We start from the raw sequence: 20,463 nt of genomic DNA on the forward strand, positions 1-20,463 counted from the left end.
GAAGAATTTTTCATATTTTCTTTAACGCAAAGTCTACGTGATTAGGCTCTTCATATGAGAGATATTTCATTTGATGTTGCAAGCAAAAATCACCAGCCTTTCTGATTACTGCTTCGCCATCCTCAATGCTCACTCCCGGGATAGTTTGGAGTTTTGTAAGCAATGCTTTTAAGCTGTAGTTATCGTGTGGTGCGTCATGTAAATGTCCAGTCCAAATGGCCAAGTCATGATGCGGATAATAATACCAAATGAAAGGGCAACCTAAAAATGAAATTCTTGGAAAATAAACTTCTGCAACGATGCGTTGAGATGGTGCATTTTCCACAGAGTTTTTATCAATTGGGGTAGTGACTTCCGTTTTCATATGAGTGTTTCGCAATTCTTCTTTTGGAGAAAAAAACAAGGTCGAGAATCGTTTCATTTGGCTTCCTTCTTCTATACCAAAATATCAGAAAATAACTTATGTAAATAATAAAATAAAAGCATTACTTTGGTATAGAGAATAAGAATCAATTATCAATTATCAATTATCAATTATCAATTATCAATTATCAATTGCTCTCATGATATCGTCTAAAGGGAGATAATATAGTCTATACTTTTTAATGACAGTTAAGAAGATAGGCTTTGCTCATTGCCAGATAATAAGGTTGTCTTGCAATTTATAGTTAAAGAAAAAATTGTGGTTGCGGCCGAATTTTTTTATTTTTTTCGTTTTTTACCAAGCGTTTGACTTAACTGTCATTCATATGACTTATATTGTGACTAATATTATGAACAATGAGCCTCTCATAATTGAATTACAAGACAAGACTCGTTGCATGCAAAGAATTACAAAATTATATAATAAATTACTAAGAAGCAATCGAATCTTTGAGCAAGATCAGGCAGGAATTAATATTTCTGATATCTATACGGATAAAAAAAATATTACAAAAATTCTTATAAGAGAGTTGCTTAATGGTTCTTATAAGCCGATGCAGTATGATGAAAGGAAAGTATATATCAATTCCAAAATGCGCCTTATTGCAAATTACTCTTTTATTGATCGACTCCTGCTTAGTATTTTATATGATTTATTTAGAGAAAGAACGCTGAATTTAATATCTCCATCTGTTTATTCTTATATTTCCGGGCGTTCAGCCAAGCAAGCAATCCAGTCGTTCTGTTCTTACCTTAAACAAATTCAGGCACCAAATAAACAAATCAATCTCTATGTACTAAGAGCAGATATAACAAACTATGGAGGAAGTATACCTGCTGATACCCATGCAATTTTTTGGAACTATTTCTATGACATATTAGAAGAAATTAAAGATTTAGAACAACGCGATTGCTTACGCATCGTCATTGAGGAGGCTTTAAGACCTATTTTACATACTGAAGATAATTTACCTTATCAAAAAATAGTCGGTATCCCCGTTGGATCACCTCTAGCAACATTAATTTATAATCTCTACTTGTCTGAACTTGACGAGGCTTTATCAGACATTCCATATGGTTTTTATGCACGATATAGTGATGATTTTATATATGCCAATACCGATGTTAATCAATTCAAAGAAGGTGAGCGCCGTATTACCGCTATTTTAGAAAAATTAAGATTACGATGTAATCCAAGTAAAAACCAACGTTTTTATCTTACTCATGCAGGTAAACCATCCATCGATTCGGAACACTTCATCGGTTCAAATAGAATAGAATTATGTGGTCTTATTATTTTTTCTGATGGAACCAGAACATTAAAACGCTCCATCATTCAAAAAATGCTGGAGCGAATAAAACATAGATTAATTAATGCAACAGCAATGCTAAACCCGCTTAACCTCGAACAAAAAGGGCACGCACTTTGTCAGATTGCAAATAACTTATTAAATGAAAATAACTCATTCAAAGATCCTACAATTCAACGCATATTCAAAGAGGTAACTAATAGAGGTTGTTTAAAACAAATAGATTACGCCATTGCTTTAATCATTGTTGAATTACTTACTGGTATAAAAGGAGCACGCGCATTTCGAAAAATTCCTTATGCAACTTTAAGAAATGAATGGCATTTAACCTCTTTATGCAGGGAAAAAAATTATTGGGATCAGCATAAATTTTCTTTCCGAAAAAATGGAGTTTTTACCTATGATAAGGATGAACGATTTATCTGATTTCCAAGCACTATTTCAAAATATTAATCCGCAGGATTTGGAAATTCTTTTACAGTTTGTAAAACGCGTTAAATTAAAAAAGAATCAATATTTATTTTACGAAGACACCCAAGGAGACTCTGTTTATTTAATTAAATCCGGAAAAATTGGAATCGAGTCAAAAGGCCAACACTTGACTGACTTATTTAGTGGTGATTATTTAGGTGAAATGAGCATACTAGATAGGAGGCCTCGCTCCTCTTCGGTCTACGCAGCAACCCCCTCAGAGTTATATGCAATAAATATGATGGAGTTGCAAGATAAATATCCACAGCTTTATGCTCAATTAATTGTAAATCTTAGTAAAGCGCTACCTGATCGTTTACGTGAGGCGAATAATTTAGCCACCAACACGTTAAAAAAAGAAATATCTCTGCTCAAAAACCAAGTGCACACAGCTCGATTTATGACTTATTTATTAGTGATCATTTCTCTCTTTATTATTTTAAAAGACATCACCGCATGGGCTCAATTCAGCGAGACCCCGAATGTATTAAATATTAGAATTACCTTGGTATTGGCATTTATTTTTTTTGTCGTCATGTGGAAAAATGGCTATTCCCTTGCTGAAATGGGGCTGACTTTCAAAAACAGTAAACAATCTGTGATTGAATCTTTAATGGTGAGTTTGATCATTATATGTTCTTTTTATTGATCAAATGGCTATTAATATCACATACGCCCTACCTTAAAGAAACTCCTTTGCTGTGCTTTTGCAAAAACGCTTATGAATTACTCGAGTTGAGTATTGGTTTTATTATTTTAGCACCAATCCAAGAATTTATTGTACGCGGCTGTCTACAAAGCTCTTTGATGCACTACGTGAAAAAAGATCACTATGTCTATGCAATATTAATGTCTAATCTTATTTTTTGTAGTTTTTATTCGAGTTTTGCGTTACGTTCCTCAATCCTTCTTTTCATCTTGGGATTGGCATGGGGTTGGCTGTATTTACGAGGTCAAACTCTTATTGGAGTATCATTGTCTCATATACTGATAGGGATTTTTTTGACGGGTGTGATTGGTTTTCCAATACAACTATTATAAAAGGAAGTTGCCATGCATCAATCACAAACAATTCAAGAATGGATTAACAAACAAAAAAGAAAGAAAGAAAGTTTTGTGAGTTTTAATGAAGCATTATTTGGCAAAAATATTTTAGCTTATATTATTTTTCGCTTACGCTATTTTAGTATTAATGTCATTTTTACGATGGCAGTACATGTTCTTGAGTTTTATTTTTTAACCGTTATTTTTACAAGCACCCATCTTGAGAGTCTCATTTTATTTCGTGCAGCAATTTTTGTTATTAATGCGGGTTGGTGGGGAATGTTGGAGGTTATGCGTTCTCGTATACGCCATCTGCATAACTCACAACAAAATATCCTGCTTGCTCGTGAACTAGGAAACTGGCAATTTCTTGCAATACTCCTTTCTGGAGGCTGTTTCATCACAAGTGTTATATTTGGAGTCCTTGCTTTTGTTGAGATTGGCTCCCAACCTGTACTTGCTAATTTTTATATTGCCGCGGTGATTTTTCAGTTAGGATTACATATCTTTGTTGAAGTTCGCCGTTCAGGAATTTATGCAAAATTTCGCGTTTTTCGCCCCCTGCTCTCTATTTTGTTATTGCCCTGCGCAAGCATTGCATTTTTAGTGATTTTTTGGTGGTTTGCGGGTGGATTTACTCTTGTATTAAATACTTTTTGCAGTGCAATTCTAGGCTCTACCCTAAGCCTTTATTACATTAAAAAGGCATATACAACGCATCAGTGGCCAACGCCAATGGGGCCAACACTCAAAGAATTCTGGCATTTTATCCAGCAAATTTTTATTCCTGAATTTTTTTTGGCTGGTTTAGCAAGTATCTTGATAAGCTTAGAGGGCATGTTAATTTGGATTATGTACTACTACAGCCTCCACCATACTGCTTACAATGACTATTACAAACTATTTTATTTCATAGCCCCATTATTAAATGCCAGTTCCATTTGGGAAAGATTGTTTTATTTTGACATAAAAAATGCAGTATTTCTTCATTAAATCGTTTTATAAATAGTTTTAATACGCGTGTATTGTATATAACACCATTAATTGGTTTTTTTATTGGTTAATCACTGCCTTATTTTATGTAGGATATTTTCAAGAAAATACGTTCAGCTTTAGTTTGCTCCTGCTGGTATTTTTATCTTACGCTCTAGCATGGCTTATTTGCAAATTAATGCCTTTAGTAATCGTTATTATTTAGACGTTATTATTAGTGGTTTGATTACATTGATTTCTGTTTTTGGCTTTATCTCTATTGAGTCTTTATACCTGCACGTGCTTATTTTATTTTCTGTTTTGTTTTTAGGGAATGTTTATATTTATAAACCCCATTTTATGCCGGTAAAAAACTCGATTAAAATCAACTATTCTTTTAGTGATTGGTTGTGTGCACTGATTCATCATCACAAACCTACAACCATCATTTCCTTTACAATTGAGACTAAGATGCCTTGGAAGAATAAGGTTCAACTGCAAAAAATACTATCAACTGCATTTCAATCGCCTTATCTCTTTTGGATTAATAGCCATAATATACTATTATTCTTCCCATCCAATGACCTTAATTTAAAAGATACTTTATCTCTGATTTCTATAGAAACCGCTGGCATTATTGAAAGTTATCGCGTATGCGTCAATACGGTAAACGGCCTACAGGCATTACAAGATCTACTAAAAGAAAATAGCCTGTTACCCATTGAGAAAATTAAACTATTGAATGAGAGTCAGTTGGTTTTACCCAAAGAATATCAAGCAATCCTTACAGAGTTCACACACCATTTCCCTTTTGGTATTTGTTATGAGTTTAAAGAGAATAAATTAGTGATTCATCATACTAAAAAAATACCAGAAAACAGTGACTATTATCGTGTACTAGCACAGTTAGTTAAAAAATCCCTTGCTTCACCTCTTGAAAAAAATGAAGGGATGAATTTTTCTGTTTCTGTATATTGTGATGTAAAAAATAATACACTTATATTTATTATGCCTATTTCGTATGAAAATTATAAATTAGTAAATGCTTGGAATTTAGCCGTGTTTAAAGCGACGCTAGAACAATTTTCATCTCAAGCATAAGCACAATGGCTCTGAAGAAAACTAAAACATTAAAATAAACTATAAGGGATTGGACTGACAATGAAAATTTTAATGCGATTTATTTATGAAAGCCTCCTGATCCTATTGTTAATTTCATGTGGAAACAATAATTCAAACACCGTAACAATACTCAATAACCCAGCACTTCTCAGTACCGCTCGATCTTTACCCACACAAGGAACATTAGAAGTTACAAAAGAAGGGTATGTCTATTTAAAAGTTTCTAATGATTATTTAAATGTTTTATACCCCATTTTAATACAGCATGCAGAAGAAAAAGATACCCCTTGTATTATGCCTGCAAAAAGCTCTGTGGGAAGTCATGTTACTGTGTTTTATGCAGGTCAGTTAAGTCCAGAACAAATTCAGTCATTACCTATTGGTAATACATTTAACTTTCAAATTAAAGAAATCGAAATGGTGAATAAGACGAAGTATTGGCATAATCAGCCAGAAAAAGTAATTTGGTATGTGCTCTTAATTGACTCACCTGATTTGTCTTCTCGCCTAAAATCATTAATAACATTAAGACATTTCCGTTCATTTCATATAAGCATAGCCCGCGAAAACTTTGATACCAATGGTTTCTGTATAAAACCTCATCCGTCTTATTAAATTAGGGTACATAATAGGTCAATGCTAAAATTCATTGATCTCGAATTATACTGTAACTGCGCAAACAAGCGCATTAGCATAAGTGTCACCCGTAGTTAAGTTGTTAATAACTTGATCATTAGCTCTCTTTAAATGGCCTTGCCCTAGATAAAAGAAGCGATAACCACACTCAAAGGGTATCTGACCAATAATATTGTTTAGGCGAATTCCTGCTCCCACCGTTGCAGAAAAACTTGTCGTTGAGGCTCCTTTAAATGAGTTATCAGGTACAGCAAAATCAACTAAGGGCGTTTCTTGATAACCAGAGGTCCACATAAAATTAGGACCGATACCTGCATCCACAGTAACGTTGTAAGCAGAACTATTCGTATAAATAAGTGCTTTAGCAGCAGCATAAACAGGAACATTTTGAAGGTTGTACTTATAAGAAAGATTGGTAAATAAATCTTCCTGAACAATATCACCTTTCACCTTGGTTTGACCTAAATAAAAAGCATCTACGCCATATGAAAGCTGAACCCAATTATAAGAAGGCCCATTAAAATACAGCCCTAAACCAACAAGTCCGCTAATTTGAGAGTTATTATCCAACGTGTATTGGTTGCCTATCAAACTATCAATATCAATATGTTGATCTTTGCCCTGCGATGCGCCAAAAAAACCACCTTGAATGGGAATGGACCATATTTTGGAAGGTCCTGCATTTCCCATCGTTCCCGCAGAACACACCATTGGCAATGCAAGTCCAGTAAAGAGTATGTTTTTAATAAATGAATGCATAATTATCCTTAATTATTTGGTAAGTGACCCCATGAAATTTTATTTACGCTATTATATTTTTATTCCAACGTCAATTGTGCATGAGTTTACCTATTCTCATAAATACAGGCTACACTTTTTATAGAATCATAAATTAACGTGCTCGAGTAAGGATTTTATCTAGATCCCTACGGAGCTTTGTGCGGGTTGCAACGAACTGCAATTGACTTACGACATCCGCTGTCTCTCCACAGGATGGCGGATAAAGAGAGATTTCTTGGGTCAATCGCAGTAGAATTGAGGAAATTAGCCTCAACACAAGCATGCTAAGGGCTTCAAAACCAGAATTATGATTCTCCTTGTCCCTGAGCTGACGTTCAATTAAGGATAAAAATGAGTAAAGCATCTATTATGATTGGGGATGAAAAAATCAAACCAGGGCAACGTAAAACAATCTTGTTGCCTATGCCAAAATTATATGACTGGACCCCTATCTGCCTCCCGATACATGTGATTAATGGTCCTGAAGAAGGGCCTACACTCTGTATTACTGCAGCGATCCATGGCGATGAAATCAATGGTGTTGAGATCATAAGACGACTCTTAAAAAAGAAGGGATTAAAACATATCAACGGCAGTGTCATCGCGATTCCTATTGTTAACGTCTACGGTTTTTTATATCAAGAACGCTATTTAATGGACAGAAGAGACTTAAATCGCTCGTTTCCTGGTAGTTCTAAGGGTTCACTTGCGTCAATGCTTGCAGAAATTATTAGCAAGCAAATTCTATCTCAATCGACACATGCAATTGACTTACATACTGGGTCAAATCATAGATTTAATTTACCGCAAATCCGAGCAAATCTTGATATGCAAGGAATTGAAGATTTAGCTCGTGCTTTTAACGTTCCCGTGATATTACATTCAACCTTTAGAGATGGCTCAATGAGAGAGTATGCAAATGAGCAAGGAATCCATATTCTAGTCTATGAGGGAGGAGAATCGCTACGATTTGATGAGCTTTCTATTAGGACGGGTATTAATGGAATTTTAAGTGTTATGGGTGCACTTGAAATGATTAAAACCAGTAAATATGGGGTTAAAAAGTGTACGCCAACTGTTTCAAGAAACAGTTATTGGTTAAGAGCACCTATAAGTGGAATTTTGAGGCACATCAAGAAATCTGGGAATAAAGTCACAAAAGGTCAAGTTATCGCAATTATAGCAAACCCCTCAAGTACCGAAGAATATAAATTAAAATCACCAATATCCGGCATTATTATTGGGGAAAGCAAGCTACCTCTTGTACACTCAGGACAAGCATTGTTTCATATCGCTACTTTTGAAAAATTGGATGTCGTTGCAGAACAATTAGAAAATTTACAAGAAGCTTTTGATTTAAACGAGTATGAGGACTGACACCTAAAAGTAGTTCCCTCATGCTCTTGTATGGAGCAGAGACTGCTCTAATGTAAATTATGCAGAAACATTGTCCTTTTTGGTTTTACAATGCAATAATTTCCAATAGCCAAATAAATTAATTTTTTGGGAGTTTAAAAGCTTTAATTGCTTGTAATCCAGAATCGAGTGAACTGAAAAATCCGACTTAAAACCTACTAGTTTATTGACGAGAGCAAATTTTTTTTCAAAAAAACGAACTACAGTGTGTTCTGAAGCAAAATGATTTACAAATATAATTTCCGCAGTAGGTTTAGCAACACGAGTGAGCTCCTGTAAAAAGGCATTCACATCTGGAACAACCGAGGCAACATACATAGCAACGATAAAATCAAAACTATTATCAGGGAATTCTAAATGAGCCGCATCCATAACTTTTAATTGGACTCTATTTTCCAACTGATTTTTTTCAACCTGCTCGTGCGCTTTTTCCAGCATTTTTTCGGAGATATCTATCCCAGTAATCCGTAAATCTGACCGGTAAAGAGGTAATGACAATCCCGTGCCAATGCCAATTTCCAAAATGGAAGCATTTTGCTTTGCGACTTTATTGATAATACTGGTGCATAATGAACGGCCGGGGCTAAAAATAGATCCAAATACAAAATCGTAGAAAGAAGCATAGATATTATAAACTTTTCTTATTGAAGCCACAGACATAACTCTACTCCATTGAAATGTCGCTAAATTTAATAATAATAAAAAATACTTAATTTGTTCTGCCTACACCATCTTAATAGCAAAAAATAATATAAAAGTACAGAACATTGACACTTTAGATTCCCAAGGGCCTGTCTCTGAGTCATAAGCCATTATTTTAATTTATTTAAAATTATTAAATCATGCTTCTTATAAATATAAATCTACGGAATCATTTTAATTTATTTAATTTCAATATATATTGATATTAAAAAATTAAATGTATGGCGCATTTTCAACTATACTTAGAGCTAGTTACTAATTAAAATTGATTGTTACGGGATATATTTTATGGATATAAGAAGAATTAATTTAAATTTATTAATTCATTTTGATACTTTGATGACCGAACAGTCTGTTTCAAAGGCCGCTGAGAAAACGTTTTTAACACAAACAGCAATGAGTTATATATTAAAGGAATTGCGCGAATTATTTGACGATCCTTTATTTATAAGGAAAGCACATGGGCTTCAACCTACCCAAAAGGCTTTAGATTTAGCGCCAAAAATTAAAGCATTTTTAGACAGCTCTAAAAATATTTTTCAAGAAACAACTTTTGATCCGTTTACTGAAGATTTATCGTTTAAAGCTATTTTATCAGTTCATGGAGAGTTTCTTATTTTATCAAAACTATGTGCTTATTTATCCACTCATGCGCCCAATTTTACACTAAAAACACTTTCATTATCAGAATACGTAAATATAGAACATCTATTAGCGACAGAAATTGACTTTGTAGTGGGTCCTGCCTTTCTTGAGACTGGAAATAACACTAATGCGGAACTCTTATTTTTTGATGAAGTTGTATGCGTCATGGGTGTAGCAAATCCACTTGTTCATCAAGAAATCACTACAGAAGACTTCTTCAACGCGGATCATGTTGAAATACAATTCAGTTATCTACGCAAAGACAATATGCTATTCAAAATATTGGCAGGATTTGGTAAGAGAAAGACAAAAATAATTGTGCCAAACCTAATTAATGTTTGTGAAGTAATAAGCCAAACAAATTGTATTGCCATGATGCCTCGCTCATTGGCTGTTTCCTTACAAAACAAGTATCAATTTGAAATTAAATCATTCCCCTTTCCTATCAAAGAATACCGAATTATGATCCATTACCATAAACGATTAGAGAATGATAAGCGATTGCGCTGGGTTATCGATGTTATTAAGAATCATTGCTGTCAATAAGCTTCACTTTTTATCATATGTTATATGATGGTTTTATTTTAATAAATTTTGTTATCCGTCCCTTTAAGTTGAGTACCACAAGGAGATTCGTATGAAAATCATTGTCAGCGGAGGAACAGGGGCAATTGGCCAAACATTAATCCCCGCGCTCCTTCAGTCTGGATATGAAATTCATGTGATAGGACGAGATGAAGAAAAGGTACGCGCAATATTTTCAAACACTGTTCAGGCAACAACCTGGAATAGACTTAATACCTTAAATCCAGATGAGTTTACTGCAATAATTAATCTAGCAGGCGAAGATATTACCGCTCATCGCTGGAATACACGCGTAAAAGAGCAGCTGCTTTCCAGTCGTCTTAAACCAACAAACCAACTCATAGAATGGGGCATCACGGCAAAGACTAAAAAACCACATTTATATAATGCAAGTGCCATTGGTATTTATGGGTTACAAAAAAAGCAAGCACAAGACAATACCCTATTTACCGAAACATCCACGCCCATTGATTTTCCAAAAAAAAGTTTTGCAACACAATTGGTTAGCCAGTGGGAAGATGCAGCAAAAAAGGGATTTGCAATGGGTATGCCAGTTACCTTAATGCGCTTTGGCGTCGTTCTAAAACGTGGGGAAGGGATGTTAAAAAAATTACAGGCTCCTACTCAGTATGGAATGGGTGCAGTGATCGGCACCGGAGAGCAACCCTTGGCCTGGATTGATAGCACTGATCTTGTCCATGCCATTTTATTTTTGCTAGCGCATCCAGAGATTACAGGCCCCATAAATTTAGTTGCGCCAGAATGCGTCTCTCAAAAAAAATTCATTAAAACATTAGCGCAAGTTTTAAAAAGACCAATATTTTTGCGCTTACCCGCTTGGAGTATTCGAATTTTATTGGGGCAAATGGGCGAGGAGTTGTTATTATCCGGACAAACAGTAACATCTCAGCGTTTAGCTGAATACCAATTTAAATTCAAATACCCTACATTATTAGCTGCTTTAACTAAGGAACTGGGGGGTTGAAAAATCATCATGAGTCTTCGCTTATTATCTTTAGATGAAGTCAAACAATGCATTACCATGAGGCAAGCGATTACTGCGATGGAAAACGCATTTATGCAATTGGCCAAAAAACAAGTTCAATTACCACTAAGAACCGGGATACCTATTAAGGAAGAAGATGCTTTGACTTTAACAATGCCAGCTTATCTCGCTCAAGATAAAGCTTTAGGATTAAAGGTGGTATCTATTTTTCCTGGGAATAATGCAAAAAACAAACCGTCCATTACCGGTTGTATTTTGTTACTTGATGCCAGTACCGGAGAGCCTCTAGCATTGATGGATGGAGGTTATTTAACAGCACTAAGAACTGGAGCTGTTTCAGGTTTAGCAAGTCACTATTTTGCTATAGATAATGCAACTCATGTTGCAATCATTGGTTCAGGAGTGCAAGCAGAAACGCAATTACAAGCAATAGCAACTGTACGTGATATCAAACAAGTTTCTGTATGGTCCAGAAATAGAAGAAACGCCGAACAATTTGCTGAAAAGTTTGCAGATCAATATACCGTCAATGTATATGATCATATTCCAGACGCAGTTAAAAATGCAGATATTATTTGTACTGCAACCGGGAGTACTGAACCACTACTTCATTTTAAGGACGTACAACCCCATGCGCATATTAATGCTATAGGCTCTCATACAGCGCAGATGAAAGAACTCGATAATCACTTGCTAAGCCGTGCTATTGTGATTGTCGATCAATTGCATGCTGTGTTAACTGAAGCAGGCGAAATTATAAGTGCGCTGCAACACAATAACTTAAAACAAGAGTCAATTATTGAAATAGGAGATTGGCTACTTCATAAAAATCAAGACTACAAAAACCAACTCACCGTATTCAAATCAGTAGGGCTTTCCATCCAAGATTTAAGTGTCGCTTCGGTGGTTTATCACAATGCGGTTAATAAAAAACTAGGTACATTATTTGCACTCAACTAGGGTGCCATTGTCAAACATACCTACTCGTAGACGCTGTTCATCATGTTTCTCGAGATTTGTAGATACTGTTTTTAAATGCCAGAGAAATTTTCATTAAAAGGCAGTATCTCTATATTTATTCCTAAGGAATACCGTTTTCTACTTTTAATGCTTGTCGTACTACATTTCTATCCTGACCTTTATTTTGATTAAAAGGGAACAGCAAAGTGTAGTAGAGATATGGCGAAGAAGCGCTGTACTCAAAATTGCGATCTCCAGGTATTAAATTTGGGCCAAAATGATCGCTAATTTGCGGACTATTCGGATCCAAAAAACCAGGATAAGCCTGTCCATAAACATTTTGCATCGCTTGCCATTTATCAAACCAAGTAATTTCTCTTAAAAAATATTCTGTATAACTGTTTCCGGTATTGGTTGCTGAACTGAGAACTCCGGTTTGTGGATCTAAATTCGCCAAGGTATAAACAATAATCTCCCCATTTAATTATATTGCTTTGGGCAAACATGCCGGCAATACCCGTCATTTGATTATTATCATGTATATTCTGATAGGGATAAGGAGCAACAATTACTGGGACATTATTTACCGAGGAGTTCTGTATTAATTGAAAGGTATTTCCTGCATCTAAAGAACGTGCTGCGACCAGATTGCCATACTCATTCTGCACACTCGTAGTGCAATTTGGGCCCGTACTCGGTGATACACAAGGATGATATTCATTATGAACTATTGGCAGCGGCAAAAGAGCTATTAGGGCCTAAAACCGACAGACTTATCAAAAAACTATAAATGAGAAAATACGCCAGCGGATATTTATTTATGTTTCTTCTTCCTTGATAGTTTCTCAAATAAGTTAAATGAGATAAGTAATATGAGCAACTTGGCGGTTGCAAACAAGACTTGAACATGTATAGGTATAGATGCCCCATTATTGGACTTATTGATGCGGCTTTCTAAGCTTTAGACTCTCCGATTTCCCCCAGGGCTTCACCAAACCGAAGTATACTTCCTGCTTTTAATTCGTTATTCCACTGGACTTTACTCTCATCAGCAAACAACAGCACCACAGTAGAGCCTAACTTAAAATAACCCATTTCATCTCCTTGAGCCATTTTTTTATTAGGCTGTGGATATTCAAAATCAACGCGATTTTTACTCCGTTTAACATCTCCATGCCAACTAGTTCCTATCGCACCAACTATCGTTGCACCAACCATCACGATGGCCATATGCCCCACTGGAGTGGAAAAAAAGATGGCCAAACGCTCATTACGAGCAAATAACTTAGGCACTACTTGAACCGTAGACGGTTGCACTGAAAATAAGGCTCCAGGGATATAAGTCATCGAGGTAATTTCAGCATCTATAGGCATATGCACGCGGTGATAATCTTTAGGCGATAAATACAATGTTGCAAAACGTCCATTAATAAAGCGAGACGCTATTTCTTTATTGCACGCAAGAAGCTCAGAAACAGTATAATAATGCCCTTTTGCCTGAATCAGTTTGTCTTCTTCTATTGATCCTATTTCACTGATACAACCATCTACTGGAGAAATGATACCTGCTTGTGCCAGAGGTCTGCATCCCGGTTTTAAACGCCGGATAAAAAAATCGTTAAAACACCGATATGCTTCAGGATTTTCAACTAAAGCTTCGCTCATGTTCACTTGGTATTCATGAATAAAGCGTTGAATCAGATAATCCTTAACTTTGATATTTGTCACATCCGCTAAATAACCAGCAAGCAAGGTTAGACTATGTTTTGGAATAATATATTGCGACAATGTTTTTAATAAATCTAAAGACATGCAAAATTCTCACTGCTTATAAAAAGGAAATCATAACCTATACGCTTAAGAGTCACAAATTATGATTTGTGAACTCAATTTTAAAGCGCAAATAACAAATACAACACTACCTGTTAAATATAGCCTATCTTTTCTAATGCGTTAAACTGTAAGTAATTTGGAGTTGACGATGCGATGCGGTAATGGTCTCGCTATGATGTTTTAGGTTAGCCAGATAAAATGCTTTATGTTTTTCCAAATTAAAATTTGCAACTAATTGATATTTTGGATCTTGCTGCATGCCAGGGAATTCCCCGCTTGCAAACTCTTTTTTAATTGTTTCGACTATTTTAGTAAACAAACACTCATTTAATGTTGAAGAGTCGAAGCCATTCATAAAAATCATCGCCAATGCTCTTGAATTACAATTTCCTTTAAGATATCCCTCGACCTCTGAACGCCTTGAGGAGCCCCAATAACTTCCCCACGTCTTTGATTCATATTGTTTTAATGAAGACTTAATAAGACTTTGAAATGATTTTTCGGTCAGGGTATCTACCCAATCATAAACCGCTCTATAGATTAATGAAATCCCCATATCACTAAAGGAATGAGTAAATCGCTTGTCCTTTTTTGCAAAAAACACTACATCACGCGTAAAATCTGCTATACCCCGTTCAAAACTTTTATCTCTAATAGCAACATCAATACTGGGTATGGGATGTTCTTGCAGCATTAAAGGAGTGAGCCCCTCGATGATAAGTCTATTTAGAGCGCCATCTTGCTGAGATCCAGAACTTAAAATATAAGCTAATCGATTATCACCACTCTCATTTGTGCTTTCTCTTAAATATTCTTTCACAGGCTCTGTTCGTTGACGAAAAGAAAAAGTAGACAATAAAGGAGCATACTTCTTATCGATAATCTCTGTAACGTATCGCTCCAGTTCTTCTGGTTTCAAATTCTTTGCCCAAATAAACAAAGAGTCGTGGTATTGTTTTTTCACATCATCATGGGTGAAAGGCAATACGTCTTTTTTAACAGAAAGTAACGCTTCTTCCATCAATTCATCTGTAGTAGTCAAGTGCAACGGGAAATTAACCTGTTCAGCAATTAATTTAAGACTTGAGGAAAGATTATGAAACTCAACGGCACAAGGCGTTGTATTCGCTAAAACTTTGCGAATATCTAAGTTGTATTTCTGATGCAATAAAGTAAGTTTGGTTGAAAACTCCAGGTTATGTTCTTCAGTAAGGTCTTTTCGCTCTTTAATATAATAGTCTTTTGTAATGGCACGAAACTCGTTAGTAAATGCAACTAACGCCAATAACGCATCGCGCAAATTACTTTCTTTGTCGACACTAATTTTTTCTTCAATAGCCTCAGGAGCAAGCTCAGGCATATTCCCAAAAAGCTCCCAAGCATTGGTTAAACTATCATCGGTAATCTTTTTGCTGATAATTTCAGAAATTTGCACATGAGGTGGATTGGTGGTCTTTTGGAGTAACGTATTTACGAGTCGGTATGAACTATGAAGAAGCTCTTTTAATGTGGGGGCAAAAGCATCACGCCAGACTTGGTGATAACGTTTTTGTAACTCAGCGAGATCGTATTTAAGTTCGCCTTCTTTCGCATAGGTTGTATCATTTTCATTGTTAACCCATTCCTCAATATTACGATAGAAAGAAGGTTTTTGATAAAGAGCCAAACACGTTGGTGGCAAAGGAATACCATAACCGTTGTTAACACATCCCATATAAAAAACGACAACTCGGTATAAGTTATCGTAATGTTCCTGATAGAGCTTCATCATAAAATCAACAAAGGGCTCTGAATTTGTCGTTTCATTGCAAAGATCTGGGTAGAGCTCTTCATATTTTGCACGCAACTCTTTATTCGTTTCGTCTAAAGAAGTGTAGTTTAAAGTTAAATCACCAAAAAGCTCCGTTAATCGTTTACGTTGTACGTCAGGCTGATACGTTAATAATGCTTTTAAAGCCGCCGCAAGCTTTTGTTCTTGTGCCACAGAGTCTTGAGCCAAACGCGCAAATTGCACTGGATCTGCGTAAGCCTTGGGTAATAATTTAGGAAGAACCTGCTCTTGTCCAGGCAAGAGTACAGGAATAGTTACTTTGCCTGGATGAGTGTATGGCGCCCAATGGTAAGGCTTGGAATCTTGAACATTAGGAAATGCCTCATAATCTGGCACAGAAAGAAAAACGTGCTTTTTAGGGATGCCTATAACCGATCTTGGTTCTTTCATATGAATAGTAAACCAATAAAAAAACATATCAAAATCGATATCAGCATCCAAACTCAAATTATGCGGATGCGCATCGTCATCATCAAGAAACCATCTCCCAAACAACAGTTCTATAAAGTTTTTTTCAACTAAGGTTTTTACACTTGGAGCAACCTGCTCTCTCAAAGTGCTGTTCACGGGAATTCCATCTTCCGCATAATGAAAGGGTTTAAAATTATCCACACAAATGGACAACGTCCCTATTAAGTGATCGTCTTCATCGAAGACTAATCGTTCTTCAGCCGATCTTTTTCCCTGGAATGATCTTTTGAATGAAGAAGTAGCTACACTTATTTTAGCTAATAACTCTGGATAGTGTCTTTGTGGTTCAAGTTCTTTAAAAAAGGCTTTTTTAGTAATACCTTCTTCTTCAAAGGAGACAGAATAAACCTTATGAGAGCCATCAGAAATAGGGGTTTTCGTGATGAATTGACTATGCCTCAGTGCTTTTTTTGGTATTGCCATTTTTTAATCCATTAGTTCACAGTCGTCCATATAGAATAGTTCATATTAAGCAGAAATTTTTAAGAAGTTCAAGAATAATTTTCATACAAAGAACAAGGAAACTAAACAGCGGATTAAAATTTAACCTGTTAGGCTATTTATTGTGTTTTTAATGGGAAACAACTATTTGATTACTGCCTGAACAATGCAGCTCTTTTTAGAAACGGGTATCACAAGTTGCACTAATCACTCTGATAATCGAGCCACTTATAAAAGTATCAATCTCACCAAGCAGTGGAATCCTCTCGATAACTCACTAAATATAGATTTTCCCCAAGATTTTTAATCTTGCGCCTAAAGGACAAGCAAACACAGCGGGTTTAAAGAAGTTACCCCATCTTTTTTATTGAACTCATCATTATTTTCAACATGGAGAGAATATGCCACAAGGACGCACTTCATCATTTTTTTCAGGCGCAATAAGCTCAAAAACCTCTCTATCAAGAGCCCGTAGTTCCTCTCCTGAACGAGTTTGGTTAAAAAACCAAAAATTGCCCGTAGTTTTGTATTTTATGACATTTGCAAAACTAAGGGTTAATGCAGTAATAATTATATTTGCGAAGACAATAAGTGCCTTATAAATATCGGATTTAATTTCAGGATCGACGATCGCTAAAATTTTATCTTCAGCCTCCTGCAATTTAGGGCGTATATTTGCGTTAGGATTTGTTAGCCCCTCATAAGCGATTTGATATAATGCTTTTCTATAGCTTTTTTGCTCTGCTTCCCATTGCAAAAACATATGTCTATGCGATTGTGAGCCGGATAAGCGCCCATCGACTACTTTACATTGCTCCATAATGCACAAGATGACATGACGGAAACGCCTAGCCTCTTCAGAGTCTTTTGAGCCGCAAATTCAATGGCTTCTTTTCCGCACCTGAAATCTTGTAATTGTATAATACACTTAAAACATTCATGGACGTCGATAGCCAATTCTTTTAATTCTTTCGGACTTTTTATCTCATCAACCCTCTTGTCTTGAGATTCAACATTAAATTTTGCCCCAACTAAAAGAATTTCAATTAATACTTTTCGATACTCTTCATTCTTTATTTTTGCTAACTGCGGTAAAAGAAGTCGTAAAGCGTGTCCTTTACTCTCTTTGTCTAATACCACACGATAAGATTGAGGATCAGTAATCTGTGATTTCTTTAATAAAACTAAGGATTCACTTGCTGCTTCTAAATCATGAGTAGGAAGTTCACGCAGACTGGCTGAAACACCATGTAATGTATTTAATTCTTTTCGAAAATGGTGAAGAATTGATTTGCGTAAATGTTGTTTGGGATTTAAAGCCAGTTCTTGTAATTGATCAATCTCTTTCGTTTTTGTTTGTTCTAAAGCAACTAATGTCGAAGCTAATAATGGATAACGATTTGTTGCCGTGATGATCTGTTGATAACCATCTTCAGATAAGTTTTTATAAACCCAAAAAAGCAAACAAAGCCTTTTCGTATCATCGTTCGATAAAGAATGAATAAATTTTAAATCCTCCAATTTTTTTGGGTCTTTAAAGAATTGGGGGACATCTTGAGTGAGTTCCGGTTGCAAATCCACTAACATCCCAATGGCTTTATAATATGCTGGTTCAGATAAAATTTGGTGCATTAAGCTGTCTGAATATTTTTGGTGTTTTAAAAATGGTATTAGTTTAATTTGTGCTTCATCACCCATTAAACTGCCAAATGTTTGCAAAAATAGGGGATCATTAAGTAGATGGCGATTTTTTTCCAGCATTCCATGCTTATAAAATACAAGAACCATTTTTAATAAATTCTTATTACGATTTTCGTCCTTAGTTAATTTAATAGCCTCGATTTCTTGACGCAACAAACTAGGGTCTGTCAAAAGATCATGCAGTACAGTAGAAGCCAAGGGAAATAAGTTGGCAAAGTTATATTTGATAATTAAATCCAGAGCACGATTGTCTGCAAACAATCCAGCTAAGTTGAGATCAGAGAATAAAATTGGATCGGATAATGTTGCCTTTTCTTGCTCCACTTGTAATTTTCGTGTCATCAACTCAACACGTTGAAAACGTAAATTTATTTCACCATTTTCTGCATTAACGATATTTTTTAATAGGCTACTTGGTAAATTAGCACCAATTTGCTCTAGGAGTGGATTATTCAAAAAATCCGTATGAGAAACAGTGACGGCTAAGTTAGGAGCAGCAGATGGGTTAGGAGGCTCTTTTTGGTCGGGTATAGAAATAAATGGAGCCAGATCAAAGTTTGATAGAAAAGTAAGTTCCCTCTCTTTAGGCGCAGCATGGCCATTTTTTATTTGCCCCATGATCCATTGCTTTGGGTTATCTTTACGATACATCACCATAAGTCCACAAGATTCCCCTTTATCATTCATGTAAGCAAAATGTTGACGAACCACATTTGCGCTGTAAGACTCTGGATCCTCTTCTTCCTTCATAAGAGGGTTAGGTCCAAGTAAATAGTGCAGATTTCCTGCAGACATATTACCTTGCAAGTAATATCGCCCCAAAGCTTTGGTATTCCAGATGTCAAAATGTTTTATGGCATCTTCTGGAGAACCCAGAAAATGAGTTCGTGGAAAATCTAAGTGAATTGTTCCAATATCATCTTTTCCTTCAGCAACGGCCCAATCTTGTCCAAATGCATGGAAAATTTGTTGTGCGTTTCCTGTTACCAAATAAGGCATAATTCATTCTCAACATAGCAAATTGAGAGTATTATAACCAATAATTCGTGCTAATGGTGATAAATTTTTACAAAAAATGTATTTTTTGTGCCTTTTATAAGAACATCATTTATAATGCCTTTTTTTGAACGGAAAAAATATGAACTGCAATGTCATAGGTGCCGGTAGATTAGGTAAAAATATTGCTTTAGCATTATCTACAACAAAGCTTATCTCCTCATTTTCCATATGTAATCGCAGCTTGGCCAGTACTCAAAACGCATGTCTTGAAATCGGCTTTGGTAAGGCAGTTGCTCAGATCGATCGGTTGCCAGAAGCTGAAATCACTTGGATTTGCTGTAATGATGATGCCATCCAATCTGTTGTAGAAACGTTAGTTCATAGCCCGACCTTAAAACCAAATAGTTTTATTATTCATTGCAGTGGCGTATTTAGCTCCGCTTTACTTGCTCCATTAAGAAAAAAAGGCTGTTTTATTGGGAGTTTTCATCCTTTAAAAGCATTCAAAATAAATTACTTAGAATCCACTGCTTTTGAACAAGTTAATTGTGTTTTAGAAGGGGATGATGTAGTGTGCGAATGGTTAAAAAACGCGTTTGTTCCATTAGGAGCCAGCCTTATCGCCATCAAGCCTGAGGCGAAAGCAACATACCATGCCGCAGCCTGCATGGCTTCGAATTACCTAATTACCTTGGCTGCCTGCAGTGAGGAATTATTGCTTAAAGCGGGAATTAACCCACAACAAAGCCGGCAAATGATAGTAAACTTAATGCAAGGAAATTTGGATAATTTACAACGCACAAAATATATACCAGAAGCACTCACAGGTCCTTTGGCTAGAGGAGACATTGCAACCATTTCACTTCATTTAAAAACAATACAAAACGATAAAATAAGGGATTTATATCAAGAGGCAGGCTTAAATACGCTTCCTTTGACACAATTATCGGGACAAATAAAAGAGCAACTAAAAGTCATCCTTACCCAAAAATGCTTCTCCAAACTCACTGAATAAAAAAACCGCTCAGGATAATAGCCTCTCTCGTTTTTACGATGGAACATATCTATGTTCTAATTTTACATGCTGTATGTTTTCATAATATACAAAGAAAATT

General features: G+C 35.7%; 19 protein-coding genes. 11 read left to right on the plus strand and 8 right to left on the minus strand.

Annotation, left to right across the window (positions count from 1 at the left end; genetic code table 11):
* Nucleotides 1-10: 10 nt before the first annotated feature.
* Entirely contained in the window at nucleotides 11-421 is a 411-nt protein-coding gene (locus EL220_RS17515) for a hypothetical protein (RefSeq protein ID WP_232002534.1), read from the minus strand.
* 400 nt (nucleotides 422-821) lie between these two features.
* On the opposite strand from EL220_RS17515, the gene EL220_RS17520 reads away from it, so the two are divergent.
* From EL220_RS17520 to EL220_RS17535, 6 genes are all read left to right on the plus strand, one after another.
* Nucleotides 822-2,159 (plus strand): reverse transcriptase domain-containing protein, encoded by a 1,338-nt coding sequence (locus EL220_RS17520; protein WP_232002535.1) that lies wholly within the window; start codon nucleotides 822-824, stop codon nucleotides 2,157-2,159.
* Nucleotides 2,134-2,853: a cyclic nucleotide-binding domain-containing protein gene (locus EL220_RS19385; RefSeq protein WP_232002536.1), complete on the plus strand. Its 720-nt coding sequence runs from the start codon at nucleotides 2,134-2,136 to the stop codon at nucleotides 2,851-2,853. The genes EL220_RS17520 and EL220_RS19385 overlap by 26 nt, the downstream gene beginning before the upstream one ends.
* On the plus strand, nucleotides 2,838-3,245 hold the full coding sequence (locus EL220_RS19390) for a CPBP family intramembrane glutamic endopeptidase (RefSeq protein ID WP_232002537.1): 408 nt from the start codon (nucleotides 2,838-2,840) through the stop codon (nucleotides 3,243-3,245). The genes EL220_RS19385 and EL220_RS19390 overlap by 16 nt, the downstream gene beginning before the upstream one ends.
* 12 nt (nucleotides 3,246-3,257) lie before the next feature.
* Nucleotides 3,258-4,241, plus strand: a complete 984-nt coding sequence (locus tag EL220_RS19395) for a hypothetical protein (protein ID WP_232002538.1) — start codon at nucleotides 3,258-3,260, stop codon at nucleotides 4,239-4,241.
* 159 nt (nucleotides 4,242-4,400) lie between these two features.
* Nucleotides 4,401-5,321: a hypothetical protein gene (locus EL220_RS19400; RefSeq protein ID WP_232002539.1), complete on the plus strand. Its 921-nt coding sequence runs from the start codon at nucleotides 4,401-4,403 to the stop codon at nucleotides 5,319-5,321.
* A gap of 60 nt (nucleotides 5,322-5,381) precedes the next feature.
* Nucleotides 5,382-5,957, plus strand: coding sequence for a hypothetical protein (locus EL220_RS17535; protein WP_027270465.1), 576 nt, complete (start codon nucleotides 5,382-5,384; stop codon nucleotides 5,955-5,957).
* A gap of 45 nt (nucleotides 5,958-6,002) precedes the next feature.
* Here EL220_RS17535 and EL220_RS17540 read toward each other — a convergent pair whose 3' ends face one another.
* Complete coding sequence (locus EL220_RS17540; protein ID WP_027270464.1) at nucleotides 6,003-6,737, minus strand: hypothetical protein; 735 nt, start codon at nucleotides 6,735-6,737, stop codon at nucleotides 6,003-6,005.
* Between the two features lie 372 nt (nucleotides 6,738-7,109).
* On the opposite strand from EL220_RS17540, the gene EL220_RS17545 reads away from it, so the two are divergent.
* Nucleotides 7,110-8,135, plus strand: a complete 1,026-nt coding sequence (locus EL220_RS17545) for a succinylglutamate desuccinylase/aspartoacylase family protein (protein WP_027270463.1) — start codon at nucleotides 7,110-7,112, stop codon at nucleotides 8,133-8,135.
* A 57-nt stretch (nucleotides 8,136-8,192) separates the two neighbouring features.
* Here EL220_RS17545 and pmtA read toward each other — a convergent pair whose 3' ends face one another.
* Nucleotides 8,193-8,834, minus strand: coding sequence for a phospholipid N-methyltransferase PmtA (gene pmtA, locus EL220_RS17550; protein ID WP_027270462.1), 642 nt, complete (start codon nucleotides 8,832-8,834; stop codon nucleotides 8,193-8,195).
* Nucleotides 8,835-9,164: 330 nt separating this feature from the next.
* On the opposite strand from pmtA, the gene EL220_RS17555 reads away from it, so the two are divergent.
* The 3 genes from EL220_RS17555 (at nucleotide 9,165) to EL220_RS17565 (ending at nucleotide 12,072) form a co-directional block, all read left to right on the plus strand.
* A complete protein-coding gene (locus EL220_RS17555) occupies nucleotides 9,165-10,067 on the plus strand; it encodes a LysR family transcriptional regulator (protein ID WP_027270461.1) in 903 nt (300 codons plus the stop codon).
* Nucleotides 10,068-10,158: 91 nt separating this feature from the next.
* Nucleotides 10,159-11,091: a TIGR01777 family oxidoreductase gene (locus tag EL220_RS17560; RefSeq protein WP_027270460.1), complete on the plus strand. Its 933-nt coding sequence runs from the start codon at nucleotides 10,159-10,161 to the stop codon at nucleotides 11,089-11,091.
* Nucleotides 11,092-11,100: 9 nt separating this feature from the next.
* On the plus strand, nucleotides 11,101-12,072 hold the full coding sequence (locus EL220_RS17565) for an ornithine cyclodeaminase family protein (RefSeq protein ID WP_027270459.1): 972 nt from the start codon (nucleotides 11,101-11,103) through the stop codon (nucleotides 12,070-12,072).
* A 121-nt stretch (nucleotides 12,073-12,193) separates the two neighbouring features.
* Here the strand turns inward: EL220_RS17565 and EL220_RS17570 are convergent, their stop codons facing one another.
* From EL220_RS17570 to EL220_RS17585, 5 genes are all read right to left on the minus strand, one after another.
* The gene (locus EL220_RS17570) at nucleotides 12,194-12,529 is read right to left on the minus strand and encodes a hypothetical protein (RefSeq protein ID WP_027270458.1); all 336 of its coding nucleotides are present in this window, start codon (nucleotides 12,527-12,529) and stop codon (nucleotides 12,194-12,196) included.
* A 497-nt stretch (nucleotides 12,530-13,026) separates the two neighbouring features.
* Entirely contained in the window at nucleotides 13,027-13,884 is an 858-nt protein-coding gene (gene asd, locus EL220_RS17575; protein WP_027270457.1) for an archaetidylserine decarboxylase, read from the minus strand.
* Between the two features lie 133 nt (nucleotides 13,885-14,017).
* Nucleotides 14,018-16,630 carry a hypothetical protein gene (locus tag EL220_RS17580; RefSeq protein ID WP_027270456.1) on the minus strand — a complete coding sequence of 871 codons (2,613 nt, stop codon included), beginning with the start codon at nucleotides 16,628-16,630 and terminating at the stop codon, nucleotides 14,018-14,020.
* Nucleotides 16,631-17,033: 403 nt separating this feature from the next.
* A complete protein-coding gene (locus EL220_RS19405; RefSeq protein ID WP_232002540.1) occupies nucleotides 17,034-17,468 on the minus strand; it encodes a hypothetical protein in 435 nt (144 codons plus the stop codon).
* On the minus strand, nucleotides 17,450-19,348 hold the full coding sequence (locus tag EL220_RS17585) for a hypothetical protein (RefSeq protein WP_232002541.1): 1,899 nt from the start codon (nucleotides 19,346-19,348) through the stop codon (nucleotides 17,450-17,452). The genes EL220_RS19405 and EL220_RS17585 overlap by 19 nt, the downstream gene beginning before the upstream one ends.
* 139 nt (nucleotides 19,349-19,487) lie before the next feature.
* Here EL220_RS17585 and EL220_RS17590 point away from each other — a divergent pair, with 139 nt between their 5' ends.
* A complete protein-coding gene (locus EL220_RS17590) occupies nucleotides 19,488-20,363 on the plus strand; it encodes a Rossmann-like and DUF2520 domain-containing protein (protein WP_027270454.1) in 876 nt (291 codons plus the stop codon).
* Nucleotides 20,364-20,463: the final 100 nt, after the last annotated feature.

Source organism: Legionella sainthelensi (genome assembly GCF_900637685.1).
Classification (GTDB): Bacteria; Pseudomonadota; Gammaproteobacteria; order Legionellales; family Legionellaceae; genus Legionella; species Legionella sainthelensi.

Bases quoted from the DNA above. Each gene is read 5' to 3' on its own strand.
- EL220_RS17515 (WP_232002534.1), bottom strand. From the start codon at position 421: ATGAAACGATTCTCGACCTTGTTTTTTTCTCCAAAAGAAGAATTGCGA.
- EL220_RS17520 (WP_232002535.1), top strand. From the start codon at position 822: ATGCAAAGAATTACAAAATTATATAATAAATTACTAAGAAGCAATCGA.
- EL220_RS19385 (WP_232002536.1), top strand. From the start codon at position 2,134: ATGATAAGGATGAACGATTTATCTGATTTCCAAGCACTATTTCAAAAT.
- EL220_RS19390 (WP_232002537.1), top strand. From the start codon at position 2,838: ATGTTCTTTTTATTGATCAAATGGCTATTAATATCACATACGCCCTAC.
- EL220_RS19395 (WP_232002538.1), top strand. From the start codon at position 3,258: ATGCATCAATCACAAACAATTCAAGAATGGATTAACAAACAAAAAAGA.
- EL220_RS19400 (WP_232002539.1), top strand. From the start codon at position 4,401: ATGGCTTATTTGCAAATTAATGCCTTTAGTAATCGTTATTATTTAGAC.
- EL220_RS17535 (WP_027270465.1), top strand. From the start codon at position 5,382: ATGAAAATTTTAATGCGATTTATTTATGAAAGCCTCCTGATCCTATTG.
- EL220_RS17540 (WP_027270464.1), bottom strand. From the start codon at position 6,737: ATGCATTCATTTATTAAAAACATACTCTTTACTGGACTTGCATTGCCA.
- EL220_RS17545 (WP_027270463.1), top strand. From the start codon at position 7,110: ATGAGTAAAGCATCTATTATGATTGGGGATGAAAAAATCAAACCAGGG.
- pmtA (WP_027270462.1), bottom strand. From the start codon at position 8,834: ATGTCTGTGGCTTCAATAAGAAAAGTTTATAATATCTATGCTTCTTTC.
- EL220_RS17555 (WP_027270461.1), top strand. From the start codon at position 9,165: ATGGATATAAGAAGAATTAATTTAAATTTATTAATTCATTTTGATACT.
- EL220_RS17560 (WP_027270460.1), top strand. From the start codon at position 10,159: ATGAAAATCATTGTCAGCGGAGGAACAGGGGCAATTGGCCAAACATTA.
- EL220_RS17565 (WP_027270459.1), top strand. From the start codon at position 11,101: ATGAGTCTTCGCTTATTATCTTTAGATGAAGTCAAACAATGCATTACC.
- asd (WP_027270457.1), bottom strand. From the start codon at position 13,884: ATGTCTTTAGATTTATTAAAAACATTGTCGCAATATATTATTCCAAAA.
- EL220_RS17580 (WP_027270456.1), bottom strand. From the start codon at position 16,630: ATGGCAATACCAAAAAAAGCACTGAGGCATAGTCAATTCATCACGAAA.
- EL220_RS19405 (WP_232002540.1), bottom strand. From the start codon at position 17,468: ATGGAGCAATGTAAAGTAGTCGATGGGCGCTTATCCGGCTCACAATCG.
- EL220_RS17585 (WP_232002541.1), bottom strand. From the start codon at position 19,348: ATGCCTTATTTGGTAACAGGAAACGCACAACAAATTTTCCATGCATTT.
- EL220_RS17590 (WP_027270454.1), top strand. From the start codon at position 19,488: ATGAACTGCAATGTCATAGGTGCCGGTAGATTAGGTAAAAATATTGCT.